The organism is Streptococcus mitis, assembly GCF_047460035.1.
Lineage (GTDB): Bacteria > Bacillota > Bacilli > Lactobacillales > Streptococcaceae > Streptococcus > Streptococcus mitis_DW.
The window spans coordinates 233716-246249 of record NZ_JASHHB010000002.1 but is presented as its reverse complement, the minus strand read 5'-3'; the positions used below and the strand labels follow the sequence as shown (position 1 = coordinate 246249).

10 protein-coding genes and 2 pseudogenes are annotated in these 12534 nt (G+C 30.7%); 10 read left to right on the top strand and 2 right to left on the bottom strand.

The genetic code is table 11. The annotated features are described in order from the left end of the window. The first annotated feature begins 25 nt into the window (after positions 1-25). The 8 genes and pseudogenes from QM956_RS03030 to QM956_RS02995 form a co-directional block, all read left to right on the top strand. Positions 26-880 (top strand): T3SS effector HopA1 family protein, encoded by an 855-nt coding sequence (locus QM956_RS03030; protein ID WP_414302206.1) that lies wholly within the window; start codon positions 26-28, stop codon positions 878-880. A 202-nt stretch (positions 881-1082) separates the two neighbouring features. Continuing rightward, on the top strand, positions 1083-1991 hold the full coding sequence (locus QM956_RS03025; RefSeq protein ID WP_414302205.1) for an ABC transporter ATP-binding protein: 909 nt from the start codon (positions 1083-1085) through the stop codon (positions 1989-1991). Then, the gene (locus tag QM956_RS03020) at positions 1972-2733 is read left to right on the top strand and encodes a hypothetical protein (RefSeq protein WP_414302204.1); all 762 of its coding nucleotides are present in this window, start codon (positions 1972-1974) and stop codon (positions 2731-2733) included. The genes QM956_RS03025 and QM956_RS03020 overlap by 20 nt, the downstream gene beginning before the upstream one ends. Beyond that, positions 2723-3634, top strand: coding sequence for an ABC transporter ATP-binding protein (locus QM956_RS03015; RefSeq protein ID WP_414302203.1), 912 nt, complete (start codon positions 2723-2725; stop codon positions 3632-3634). Before QM956_RS03020 ends, QM956_RS03015 begins: the two co-directional genes overlap by 11 nt. After that, positions 3627-4436, top strand: a complete 810-nt coding sequence (locus tag QM956_RS03010; RefSeq protein WP_050198966.1) for an ABC transporter permease subunit — start codon at positions 3627-3629, stop codon at positions 4434-4436. Before QM956_RS03015 ends, QM956_RS03010 begins: the two co-directional genes overlap by 8 nt. Positions 4437-4457: 21 nt before the next feature. Next, positions 4458-5573, top strand: coding sequence for an alcohol dehydrogenase catalytic domain-containing protein (locus QM956_RS03005; protein WP_261029165.1), 1116 nt, complete (start codon positions 4458-4460; stop codon positions 5571-5573). A gap of 84 nt (positions 5574-5657) precedes the next feature. After that, positions 5658-6365, top strand: a pseudogene (locus QM956_RS03000) (transposase). 6 nt (positions 6366-6371) lie between these two features. Beyond that, positions 6372-7268, top strand: a pseudogene (locus tag QM956_RS02995) (IS3 family transposase); the annotation flags it as partial. Between the two features lie 194 nt (positions 7269-7462). On the opposite strand, the gene QM956_RS02990 reads toward QM956_RS02995, so the two are convergent. Continuing rightward, positions 7463-9040, bottom strand: coding sequence for an oligosaccharide flippase family protein (locus tag QM956_RS02990; RefSeq protein ID WP_414302202.1), 1578 nt, complete (start codon positions 9038-9040; stop codon positions 7463-7465). An 887-nt stretch (positions 9041-9927) separates the two neighbouring features. Here QM956_RS02990 and QM956_RS02985 point away from each other — a divergent pair. Together QM956_RS02985 and QM956_RS02980 are read left to right on the top strand one after the other, a co-directional pair. After that, positions 9928-11895 (top strand): ATP-binding cassette domain-containing protein, encoded by a 1968-nt coding sequence (locus QM956_RS02985; RefSeq protein WP_414302201.1) that lies wholly within the window; start codon positions 9928-9930, stop codon positions 11893-11895. After that, positions 11896-12351: a DUF6568 family protein gene (locus tag QM956_RS02980; protein WP_261029168.1), complete on the top strand. Its 456-nt coding sequence runs from the start codon at positions 11896-11898 to the stop codon at positions 12349-12351. On the opposite strand, the gene QM956_RS02975 is transcribed toward QM956_RS02980, so the two are convergent. Further along, positions 12267-12467, bottom strand: coding sequence for a transposase (locus QM956_RS02975; RefSeq protein WP_414302222.1), 201 nt, complete (start codon positions 12465-12467; stop codon positions 12267-12269). The genes QM956_RS02980 and QM956_RS02975 overlap by 85 nt on opposite strands. Between the last annotated feature and the right edge of the window lie 67 nt (positions 12468-12534).

Sequence of the window (12534 nt, the reverse complement as noted above, 5' to 3'; positions counted from 1 at the left end):
ATTTATTTTATAGGAGTAAAATAGTATGACTAATGTTAACCAACTAGCAAGTATAATTAATTTGGATATTGATTTAGATTTAGTATCAATCGGAAATGAAAAATTTAAAAATTGTAGTCTAAGAAGGTCGTCTGATTTATCTCAATGGCTATATTGTGTATTGCACACAGGAAATCCTAGTCTTCTTCACGGAGATAATCGGGAGCTACTGACTGAGCAGATTCAAAAAACTGTAGTTAATGATAAAAGTATTTTATGCGGTGATGCAGAAAATATTCTAGGATTATCTTGTGTAAATATTGGAGGAGTGAGAATACACTCTGAGGATGGGGAAACTGTTGCAATTTCAAAATGCCGACCAAATTTAACTCCAGGGTTCTTTTTATATATGAATTCAGTTACTGATGGGAGATTATTATCAAATACAGATAGATATTATATTTATGCTGATGAACCTTCGAAATCAATTGAAATATGGCGTTCTATTGTAGAAAAATTAGAAAATAGTTCTATACCTTTCACAACAAAAGTATTGTCACAGAGTTCTAGTTACCCTCGAACAGATGCAGTCGTTGTGTATTCTACAAGAGAGTTTTCAGATGAAATTAGAAAAGTAATACTTGAGGTTGCAGCTTCAAAATATCCAAATGATTTTGAACAGCATACCTCGCCACTTTGTAAGGCATTAACAAATGTTGTTTCGTTTGCCCAGCAACCAAAATATAGGGGAAAAAATGTAAGCTTTGGAGAAAGTCGATGTGAGAATATTGCCTATGCTATAAAAGACAGCTTCATGACGGGTTTGGATTTTCAGATGTTATTGAAGAAGCGTTTTGAAAATGCTGGTATAAATCCGGATAAAATTTTTGAAGAATTGTAGGAAAAAATTATGAATAAAATCCTGTTAATTATTATACCTATGGTAATTCTATACATACTATATCTTATTTTTTTCTTTTTAGATATAAAAAACAATGAAGTTAGATATTTTTCTAAAATTATATGGTTTATTATTTGTTTGATTTCAGTTCCGTTGGGTGGAATAGCATATTTTGTAATTGGAAGAAAAGAGGAATATGACCATGATGAAGAAATTGATAGAACTATCTGATGTCTCTATTTGTATAAAAAAACGTTGTATTCTTGAAAACTTTTCTATTAGTTTTTCTGATGAAACAGGTGTGATTGGCTTAGTTGGATTAAATGGAGCTGGTAAGACATCATTTATCAAGTCTCTTTTTGGTTGTTATTCTATTACATCTGGAAAAATTTTAAGATTCACGGATGAGATAGCATATTGTCCTGATGTTCCTGATTTTCCAACAGATATGACTACTTTAGAAGTATTAGAATATTCACGAATGCTGTCTAATAAGAAAAGAAAAAAACTAGAATTTTATAAAAATATACTTCAATTGGTGGGGTTGTCTAAATATATAAATAGGGAAACATCACATTTTTCAAGAGGTATGAAACAACGATTGGGGATTGCATCGGTTTTGGTGTTAGAGCCTCAAATAATATTTTTTGATGAGCCAACAAGTGCATTGGATCCTAAAGGAAGAGAGGAAATTATTGAGATACTAAGAAATTTAGGAAAAACTAAACTAGTAATTTTTTCTAGTCACATTCTAAATGATGTTGAAAAAATAGCTAATCGTATTATTGTTATCCATAAAGGTAAAAAAATATTTGATGATAACATTTTGAATTTATTGATTCATAATGATCCTAAAATTTTAGTTACGTTGAATAGAGAATCAAGCTTAAATAAACTGAAAGAAAGACTAGTTAATAAAAAGTGTTTTTGTTTACAAGATAATAATACTTTACAATTTAGTGGATTAGAATTATATGATTTTCTTAGTTTGCTGAATAAGGATATTAGTAGTGGAATAGTATCTATAGAGAGGGATCAAATTAGCTTGGAACAGAGTTTTGCTAATCTAATTGAAAGGAACGAGTACCCAAATGTTAGTTATAGAGATTAAAAGATGGATACGAAGTAAAAAAGCAATACTTTTACCTATGTTTTTTATAATTTTATCAGTATCCTCAACGTTAGCTGCATATTATGCTAATGATTTAATTGAAAGTATGGCTTCAGCAAATAATGGAAAAATAATTCTTCCTGATATTACTTGGGAAAGTTTAGTTAATTCATTTTTTAAGAACTCTGCTCAAATGGGAATATTTGTAGGACTTTATTTGATATTGTCAATGAGTAATATTGAAAAATCTGAATCATTGAAACTGTTTTATTTAACAAGAACAAAAAGTAGTTTTAAAATCTATTTTCCTAAATTATGTAGTTCGTTGTTCTTTTTTATCATTTCTTGGCTATTTGGTCTACTGAGTACAATCTACGTAACGATGATGTTATATACAGAAGTTAGTCTGGAAAGAATACTTGCTACCTCTATATTACATTTGATAATGGTTTCCTTTATTGTTATATTCGGTTTTTTTATTAACATTATTTTCAATATGCCTTTTGTAATTTCAGGTTTAGCTGAAATATTAATACTTGTTTTTTCGTCATTAACAATGATTGATTCATTTAATAAATATACTGGGATGGATTTTTTACTCCCAAAAAAGCTAATACATTATCAAGAAGTATTTAATAGTGACAACGTAAAAATTTTAATATATTTAACGATTTGTGTAGTAGTTTTTATAGTTTTGGTGTGGTTGATTGATGTCGTAAGAGGAGTGAAAAATGGTAATTGAGATAATTGGAATCAATAAAATAATTGGTTCAAAAAAAGTAATTAATGATGTTTCTTTAAGCATTGATAAGGGGCAAGTCTTTGCACTGCTAGGGCCGAATGGAGCGGGTAAGACTACTCTGATTCGTATAATCTTAGGGTTATTAAAACCTGATAAGGGGAATGTTAGGCTTTTTGGAGAGAAGCTAACAGATCAATCAAGATCTGATTTACTATTACGTATTGGAGTTCAAAATGATGGTAATCTATATGAAAATCTATCTGTTGAAGAGAATCTAGCTTTATGGGGTGAAATATATGGTCTAGATCAAGGAACTATAAAAAAACGAATAGATGATTTGAAGAAGATGTTCCATTTAGAAGAGTATACTGACATGACTGTAGGCAATCTCAGTAAAGGAAATAGGCAGAAAGTGATGCTAGCTAGAGCTATGTTTCATAGTCCAGATGTTTTGATTTTAGATGAACCGACAACAGGACTAGATCCTGCTGCAATTGATGAGTTTTATCAGTTCATTAAGAAATTAAAAAAAGATGGTGTTACAATTATCATGTCCACCCATTATTTATATGGGATGGATGATGTTGTCGATAGTATAGGTATTATATTTGAAGGAACTCTACTTATCAGTGATGAGGTTGATGAGTTACGTCGTCAAGAAAATAAAGTCCATTTTAAAGGTAAATTTAATCCTAAAGATATCAAGGAGTTGACTTCGTACGGCGAACTATTTGGGAATCTTAATGATGAATTTACTATCTCAATTGATAAGGATGATAAGATACCTGATATTGTCAAAACTGTAGTTCTAAAAGGAAATGATATTTATGGTGTTTATAAAGCAACTGAGACAGTTAAAGAAATATATTTTAGAATTATTGGAGGACACATCCATGGATAGACATCAACTGAAGGTCATGATAAAAAAGGAATATAAAGAATTAGTTAAGGATAGAGGCTTACTAGCTTCTTTACTTATTGTGCCGATTATCTTTAGTATCGTGTTGCCAGTATTATTATTGTTGTTGGGTACTAGTTCGGAGGTTTCATCAAGCATAGCTGGCCTCAATACTTTTATTGATCAGTTTAAGATTATAGATTATCCAAATTATATTACAACACAAACGTTGCCACTCTATGCTGTCTTTACCTACTTTTTTTTGCCGTTATTTATGCTACTCCCGATTGTGATTTCGACTGTATTAGCTAGCAGTAGTTTTATTGGGGAAAAAGAACACAAAACCTTGGAGGGGTTGTTATACACCCCAGTTTCACCCAAAATACTTATTTTAGGAAAAGCTTTAGGCTGTGCACTTCCTGCAGTTACACTTGCAACTATTTCTGTAATAGTCTATACATTAGTTGTTAATGCTGTTGGTTGGGGATATTTTGGGCATATTATTTTACCTAATATTACATGGTTATTAGTTACAGTTTTGATTTCACCACTTCTTGTTTTATTATCAATATTGTTAGTTATTGGTGGCTCACAATATTTGAAGAACAGTAAGTCAGCTCAAGGTATTTCCATGATAATTGTAGCACCAATCTTTGGAATGTTAATTTCTCAATCTACGGGAGTGTTAATTTTGGGTGTTTTTGAAACATTAGTTTTTATTATAGCTTTAATATTATTAGTTGTTGTTGTTTTTATTGTTGTTATGAAACTATTCAATTTTGAAAAATTTATTCTAAATAATTGATATCCTTATAAGGAGGTAAATATGAAAGCACTAGCTATTGTCAATACTGAGTTATTGCCAGAAGAATGTATAAAAAATAAAGAAGAGATTGATATTTTAGGGACAACTGTAACCAGTGGTGTAGTAGATATCACTAAACCTAGCTTTGATATTAAGAATCCTCAAAATGATGATTTTGTTTTAATCCATGTTGATGCATTCTCTTGTAATTACAGGGATAAAGCGTTAATTGTTAAAGCTGCAATAAAGATGAACAGCAAAGATACCTCAGCAAGGCCAGTAAATTTTTTTGGTTCAGATTTTGTTGGTACAATTACTGAGATTGGTGCTGGGGTCACAGATTTGAAAATTGGTATGAGGGTAATTCCTAATTGTTATTATCCCTATAAGGAATATGAAGGTGTAGCAACAGGAGTTGTTACCAATGAGGCTTCAAAAGGATGGTTGAAACTTCATAAATCTAAAGTATTAGCTATCCCAGATTATATGAATGATTATGTGGCAGCATCATTTTCAATTGGAGCACAGACTTCTTCTAGTATGATTAGACGATGTAACATCAAGAGTACCGACAAAATACTTGTTACGAGTTCTCGTTCTAATACTTCGATGTTTATCATTAAGTCACTATTGACAGAGGGGTATGATGTCACTGCTCTTACAACGACGGATTGGTCTAAAGAAGAATTAGATTTTGTGTTCCCAGCAAAGGTTATAAAAATAGAACGCGGTTTAAAAAGTTGGGAAGAAATGGATTTAGGAAAATTTGATGTTATTTTTGACCCATTTTACGATTTGAATTTACTTAATTGTATTCCTCACCTTAATTTTAATGGGAGGTATATTACTTGTGGTTTTAAAAATCAGCACAGCTCTTTTGAAGAAAAAATGGATGATGTTCGTTCAAATAAATTCAATTTGTTGATGCTTCAAGCAATGATTAATAATCTTTATATTATAGGGAATTGTATTGGAACAACTGAAGATTTACGTCTAGCAATTAGCAAATATAATCCAAATAATAATCCTATTCAGATCGCTAAAATTGTGGATGTATATCATGGTGCTGAATTTTTAGATTCTACATATAATATGCAAAGTAGATTTGGAAAAGTAGTAATGACATACAAAGATTAAGCTTTAATCAGCTTAAATGATGATAAAAATAAAACACTAACCCGAAAATTTGTATAAAACAGTTTATCGGATTGGTGTTTTTATATTAAGCACCTTGTTGGTGTTCAGCGCGCTACTTTTGAAGAGATCTTAGCTGTGTTAGAAACAGCTTATCAACGTAAATACGCAAAAGGTGGACGAACCACTAAGTTAAGCTTAGAAGATTTCCTCATGGCTACTCTTCAATACATGCGCGAATAGTGTACTTATGAACAAATCGCGGCTGATTTTGGCATTCACGAAAGCAACTTAATCCGTCGGAGTCAATGGGTTGAATCAACTCTTATTCAAAGTGGTTTTACGATTTCAAAAACTCATCTTAGTGCTGAGGATACGGTGATTGTGGATGCAACAGAGGTAAAATAAATCGTCCTAAAAAAATCAACTAGCCAAGGGAGAATTGTTTCTTTGGATATCGCTGTGAACTATTGCCACGATATGAAATTGTTCAAAATGAGTCGCAGAAATATCGGACAAGCTGATAAAATCTTGGCTGATAGTGGTTATCAAGGACTCATGAAGATGTATTCACAAGCGCAGACTCCGAGGAAATCAAGCAAACTGAAGCCACTAACTCTTGAAGATAAAGCCTATAACCATGCGCTATCTAAAGAGAGAATCAAGGTTGAGAATATTTTTGCCAAAGTAAAAACGTTTAAAATATTTTCAACAACCTATCGAAATCGACGCAAACGGTTTGTATTACGAATGAATTTGATTGCTGGTATTATCAACCGTGAACTAGGATTTTAGTTTCGCAGGAAGTCCAATAAAGAACTCGAAATGCAGCTAGATATCCTAAAGCAAGCGCCGGTGATTATGGCACGAAAAGAGAAGTAATCACTGCTAACAAAGACAAATATAGCATTTCAGCCATGTGTAGTTGGTTTAAGATTCCTCATTCTAGCTATTACTACAAGGCTGTTAAACCAGTCTTTGAAGTGGAACTTGAAGAAAATATCAAAGCTATTTTTCTCGAAAGTAAGGCCAGATACAGGGATAGGAAAATCAAGAAATGTTTGGAAAATGAAGGCATCCAGCTATCTCGTCGTCGGATTCGTCGCATCATGCACAGACTCAACTTAGTATCCGTTTATCAGAAAGCAGCCTTCAAGCCACATTCTAAAGGGAAGAATGTGGCAGCTATTCCTAATCACTTTAGCCAGATAATTTCATCGAGAAAAGTCTCTAAAAGCTTTAGTGACAGACTTAACCTACGTCCGTTTCGGTAATGGCTGGGCTTATGTTTGCTTGATTATTGACCTCTTCAATCGTGAAATCATCGGTCTGTCAGTTGGTTGGCAAAAGACCGATGGATTGGTCAAACAAGCGATTCAGAGCATACCTTACGCTCTGACCAAGGTTAAGATATTCCATTCATATCATGGGAAGGAGTTTGATAATACTTTGATTGATGACATATTGGAGGCCTTCGGAATCACCCGCTCTCTTAGTCAAGCAGGCTGTCCTTACGATAATGCCGTCGCTGAAAGTACCTATCGTGCTTTCAAAATGGAATTTGTCCACCAGGAGACTTTCCAGACGCTAGAAGAATTGGCCTTAAAAACTAAGGACTGTGTCCACTGGTGTAATCACCACCGCATTCACAGCAGCCTCAACTACCAAACACCTATGACCAGACGTTTAGTCATTTAGAAAAAACACTTTATAAACTCTGTACAAAAAAGTGTTGCCTTTTCAATTATTCGGACAAGTTTGCGCCAGCATAGGCCACTTCATGCCAATAGTCAAAGGGAGAGGAAAAACGATCATTTTATTCATATGTCCTCTATATAGACAGCAGAGTATAGATAGAATTCCTTGAAATTTTTACTATTACTAATTATAACTTACAAATTTGGAAATATAAAATCTAAAACCTTTATAAATATTCCTGAAATTAGATATATAAAGGTGCCCGCTAAACCTATCATAAGAACATGCAAATATACCCCAAATCTATTTATCAACAAAATAAAAAACGGTTGCTTCTGTATTAAATATAGACACATTGCCATAAACAATGTTAATATTATGATTCCAATTATTTTTTTCAATATATACCTATTGTATACTGGTGCTATTTCATTTAGTTTATTTGAAATAAAAAATAAAATAATCAGGAGGGAAATTGATGTTGATGTAATAGGGCCATATGCCTCTAAAAAGTAAATACAAGGTATTTGAATAATAATTTTAACAATCATGCCGTATAGTAGATATCTAAATGAGTTTTTTCTTTCATCAACTGCTAACAATAACGGAGATAGTAAAGTATAAAATGCAAGCAACGGTGTCTGAATAACATTGGCAATAAATAAACTCAAAGCTGTCCTAGATGGAATTCCATAAAAAATAGTGTATAGCGGTTTTGACAAAATAGTAACTCCTACCGTGACAGGAATAAGTATTGAACTTAAAATTAATAAACTATTTCCAATTAGTTTTGCGATATTTTTAATATCTTTTTGTAAATAAGCTCTGGTCATCAAAGGAATTCCAACCACAGAAATTGATGACGCAATCGAGATAATAATGGCAGTAATTTTTTGGGGGTTAGCCGCAAAATAAGCATACTGTATTTGTAAATCTTTTGTTGAATAATTTGTAAATACAGACATAATGTTATAAAAACTTAATTGATCTACAATTTGAAAAAGCTGAATTGTTGAACCCATAATAACAAAAGGAAGGGCTTCCCTAAAAGTCTCTACCAAAATAATCTTATTGTTAAAAGATTTAGATGGACGTTTGGAGGTAATTATTTTAATTAAAATTCCTTGTTTAAGAAGAAAATACAATAACAGAAAAAAACTAACTAGCATTCCAATGAATGCTGCAAAGGTTGAATGTTTGACTGCTAGTAAATAATCACCGTTACCATTCTGCATTATTAAATAAGTAGAAATTAGCATATAGCCAACTCTAAAAAATTGCTCAATGATCTGACTGAGTGCTGAGGGTTTAAGTTGATTTAATCCCTGAAATGTTCCTCTTAATAGACTCATTAATGGAAAAATTAACACAGCAGGTGCTAGAGTTCTTAAAATTGGTACAAGTTCTTCTCCACCTCCAGATATTAAAGATAAAAAAGGTGATACCAAATACATGACAAAACCCGCAATAACTCCCAGAGTCAGCATTAGTATCGCAAGTGATTTAATTAGAAAATACGCATACTCTTTTTGATTTAATGCAAAATACCTAGAAAGTTGCTTCGCTACCGCATCTGGAAGACCAGCTGTAGAAATCAACAGAAATAATGCATAAAAGTTATAACCTAGCAAGAATATTGCATTTGCTTTTGGTGCATATTCGCCCATCCAACGATACCATAGAATTATATAGAGCAAACCGATTAGACGACTGGTAAAATTAGCTACCGTCATCCACGCCATTCCATTAATCAAAGAATTTTTAGATTTCATTTTTATTTTTCCTTTTATATTTAGGCTCTGATAAGAATTCAAAGTATAACATTCCTAATAGTAGATCATTATTTTTTATTTGCATATATATTTAACCATAAATTTTATTGCATAGCCATTTCGTTTTAAAATAGTATTCTAAACAATATGTACCGAATCAAATTATCTAAATAGTTACACTACTTTTCTTTTCAGAGCAGCACAGAATTGTTCAACTTGGTGAGTTCAGAGAGTAAGAGAGAAGCAAAAGAAAATAGTAACCTCTAACTAGCACAAGATTATCTAGTTGCTTCTTGGGATGAAAAGTCTACCTATAATAATGACATAAGTTTGAAATCTATTCTATCATAACTACACTTTTTTGTCACTTCTAATTTATTTGAATAGGCATAACCTATAGAAGGTGTAAAACTATAACATATAACAAAGATTTGTGAAATTTTGAAGTAACATTATTAAGTCAAAAATTAAAAAGAAAAGATGATAACTTATTTGAGTCATATCTTTTCCAAGATTATTATATAAATTTTAGGGCAATAATATAAAATGATCTAAAATTTCCTATTAAACAACTAGCAATTTGAACATTTTTTAAAATTGAGTTTAGTCAAGTTCTTAATTGACTATTCTATAATTATATGATAATATTAACAGTGTAAGACTTAGTACTTATAAATTATTAGAAAGGAGTTTTAATATGCGTAAATTGACTGAAAAAGAAGCTAAAAAAGTTTCTGCTGGTAAGTTTAAATGGTACTGCCAAAAGAAATATCCGTATAGCTGTTTTTGGTATTGGATTTAATAACCAAAAATAGTACTGGTAATTGGGAGGCTATATTTTTTAGTCTCCTAATTCTATTTATAAAGTGAAAAAGCAAGGAAATACAATGATTCATACAGAACAGTCTTTTAGTGATGATTGCGGAATTGCCGTTGTTCTAACAATAGCCAAATTGTTTAAAAAAGATGTAACGAAACTTTCTAATTATTTGAAGAAACTTGAGATCTCAGATTCTAACTTATCACTCTATGATCTGAATAGATTATTAGATTGCTTTGGAATTAAATCTGATGCCTTTTATGTCTCAGATTTTGATGAATTATTATCACAGAATCTTCCTGTTATCATGAAAGTAGACCCACATGCAGAACACTATATTGTTCTTCTAAGTAATCAAGGTAATAAAATCAGAATTTCTGATCCGGCAAAATCTAAGATAACAACAATAAGTAAAAAAGAACTTCAAAGAAGATTTGATAACTATGCCATTATTATTCAAAAAGGAGAAAAAACTGACAATGTTGTAATCGATAGTTTAGGAAGAATTGATACTACCAAGATTATTAGTACCTTTGTTAACCTTAAACAAGTTATTTTTTTATATATTTTTTCCATAATAAGTTTGTTGGCGCCAGCTATCGCTACCACTCTCATAACCGATCTTAATGTATTTTCTTTTAACTTTCTTTTATTATTGATTTCGCTTTTTTTATATGCCACCTCTTATAGATACTTGGTTCATATGCGACTCAAAATTGTCAATAATTTTACCGGATATATATTAGATAAATGCTTCAGAGCAAGTTTATCTAATATTGGTCAATTTAAAATGGACACTGATATCTCTAGATATTTTTGGAATCTTTTTGGAGCATCTAATGGAATAATTAATAGATATTTTTTACGATTTGATTTTACTTATCTTATTGTTTTAGCTTCATTCCTACTTATCTATGACTTGAAAGCTTTCTTTGCTTACTTTGCAACTTTATTTATTTTAATACTCATGTTAATAAATCCTATTAATAATCTTATAAATGATGTAAAAGAAATGATTGAAGCTTCAGGTATTTGGACGAATAATTTTTTGGAAATGTTACGAGGTAATTTAGATATACATTCATTTAATAAATCTATTGAAGCGACTAATTACCATAATAGTAGTATGAATAATTATTTTAAAAAAACTATTAATGTCAATAATAGTAAAATTTTGGTTACGAACATTATAAATATAGGTATGTTAGTTGCAGTTCTTATAGCAACTTTATGCTTGGATAGGGAAACACATGAGAAAGGAATGTTTGTTTATCTTTTATTTATTGCTTCTAGTGGTTTTAGTAAACTAATTAGTAATTATATAGACTATGCTTCTAGCAAAACTGAAATTGAATTTATATACTCCAGAATCGATATTCCAAGAACTAAAGAACTAGAGCATATGAATGATTTTACTACCATTGATAAAGTAACTTCTATAGAGGTGGAAACATTGGCCATTCCAGTCAGTAACTCAAAAATAATTAACTACCCCAAAATGAAATTCGAAAGCGGTAACGCATATTTAATTATAGGAGAAAATGGAGTAGGAAAGAGTACATTGTTTAGATTCTTTTTAGAATTATATCCAAATTATACCGGTTTAATCAAAATTAATAATCAAGAGACTGAAAAAAATTTTTCACTTCTAAAATTTATATCTTACTATTCTACTGATTCCTCTCTCTTTTCTGGTAGAGCAGATAGAAATATAGATTTTACAATTTTTGATGCTAATCCCCATAAAAAAATTGTAAATGATTTTCAATTAAATGGAATTCCATCTTATATACATGGTAATGGTGATAATATTTCAAGTGGGCAAAAACAAAAAATCTTATTGTTAAGAACGTTAAATAAAAATTCTGATATATATCTTTTTGATGAACCCACCGTAAATTTAGATTATGAATCAAAACAAAAGTTCTTCAAATATATTGAAGAACTGATAAAAAATAATAAAATTGTAATTGTTATATCACACGATTCTCTAGAATATGACTTTAATAAAATTTATAGTTTAGGAGATAAATAGATGAAAAAAAGAAAAATGAATATGCTACTACTGTTTAGTTCAATTGTACTATTAGTCGGTATACTATATAATACAGTCCTACAGTCACCTCAAATTACAGAAGTAGAATACCAAAATAATATAGCCAAGACAGAAAAAGTTAAAACAGATAATATAGATGAGATTATAAAAGGAATCCCTAATAAATCTTATTATTTATATATTGGTCGATCTACTTGTCCATATTGTAGAAAATTTTCACCAGTCATAAAAGAGTTAAGTTCAAAACACAAGGTATTCTATTTAGATGCAGAAAATTTTAACTTTGACAAAAATACTGAAAGTTTAATAGACAAAACACTCGATATTGAAACTGTTCCATATATTACGTATTATAACAATGGAAAATTAACTAAGTCAATCAACGATTCTTCAGCTACTATTGAAGATGTTTTATCCTTATCTTTGGAAAAATGATTAAATTTTTCTTCTGTCACTTTCTTTTTCAAGATAGCCCAAACCTGCTCAATAGGATTCAAATCTGGTGAATAAGATGGTAGAGGTAAGAAAAAGTGTCTATATTGGATGCACATTTCAGACAAGATGTTCTTGGGATGAAAATTTGTCCATATCTTATTTCAATCTATTGCATAATTCATT

Coding starts and splice junctions, on each gene's coding strand:
- QM956_RS03020 (WP_414302204.1), top strand. CDS start 1,972: ATGTTAGTTATAGAGATTAAAAGATGGATACGAAGTAAAAAAGCAATA.
- QM956_RS02985 (WP_414302201.1), top strand. CDS start 9,928: ATGATTCATACAGAACAGTCTTTTAGTGATGATTGCGGAATTGCCGTT.
- QM956_RS02980 (WP_261029168.1), top strand. CDS start 11,896: ATGAAAAAAAGAAAAATGAATATGCTACTACTGTTTAGTTCAATTGTA.
- QM956_RS02990 (WP_414302202.1), bottom strand. CDS start 9,040: ATGAAATCTAAAAATTCTTTGATTAATGGAATGGCGTGGATGACGGTA.
- QM956_RS03015 (WP_414302203.1), top strand. CDS start 2,723: ATGGTAATTGAGATAATTGGAATCAATAAAATAATTGGTTCAAAAAAA.
- QM956_RS03010 (WP_050198966.1), top strand. CDS start 3,627: ATGGATAGACATCAACTGAAGGTCATGATAAAAAAGGAATATAAAGAA.
- QM956_RS03005 (WP_261029165.1), top strand. CDS start 4,458: ATGAAAGCACTAGCTATTGTCAATACTGAGTTATTGCCAGAAGAATGT.
- QM956_RS03030 (WP_414302206.1), top strand. CDS start 26: ATGACTAATGTTAACCAACTAGCAAGTATAATTAATTTGGATATTGAT.
- QM956_RS02975 (WP_414302222.1), bottom strand. CDS start 12,467: ATGTGCATCCAATATAGACACTTTTTCTTACCTCTACCATCTTATTCA.
- QM956_RS03025 (WP_414302205.1), top strand. CDS start 1,083: ATGATGAAGAAATTGATAGAACTATCTGATGTCTCTATTTGTATAAAA.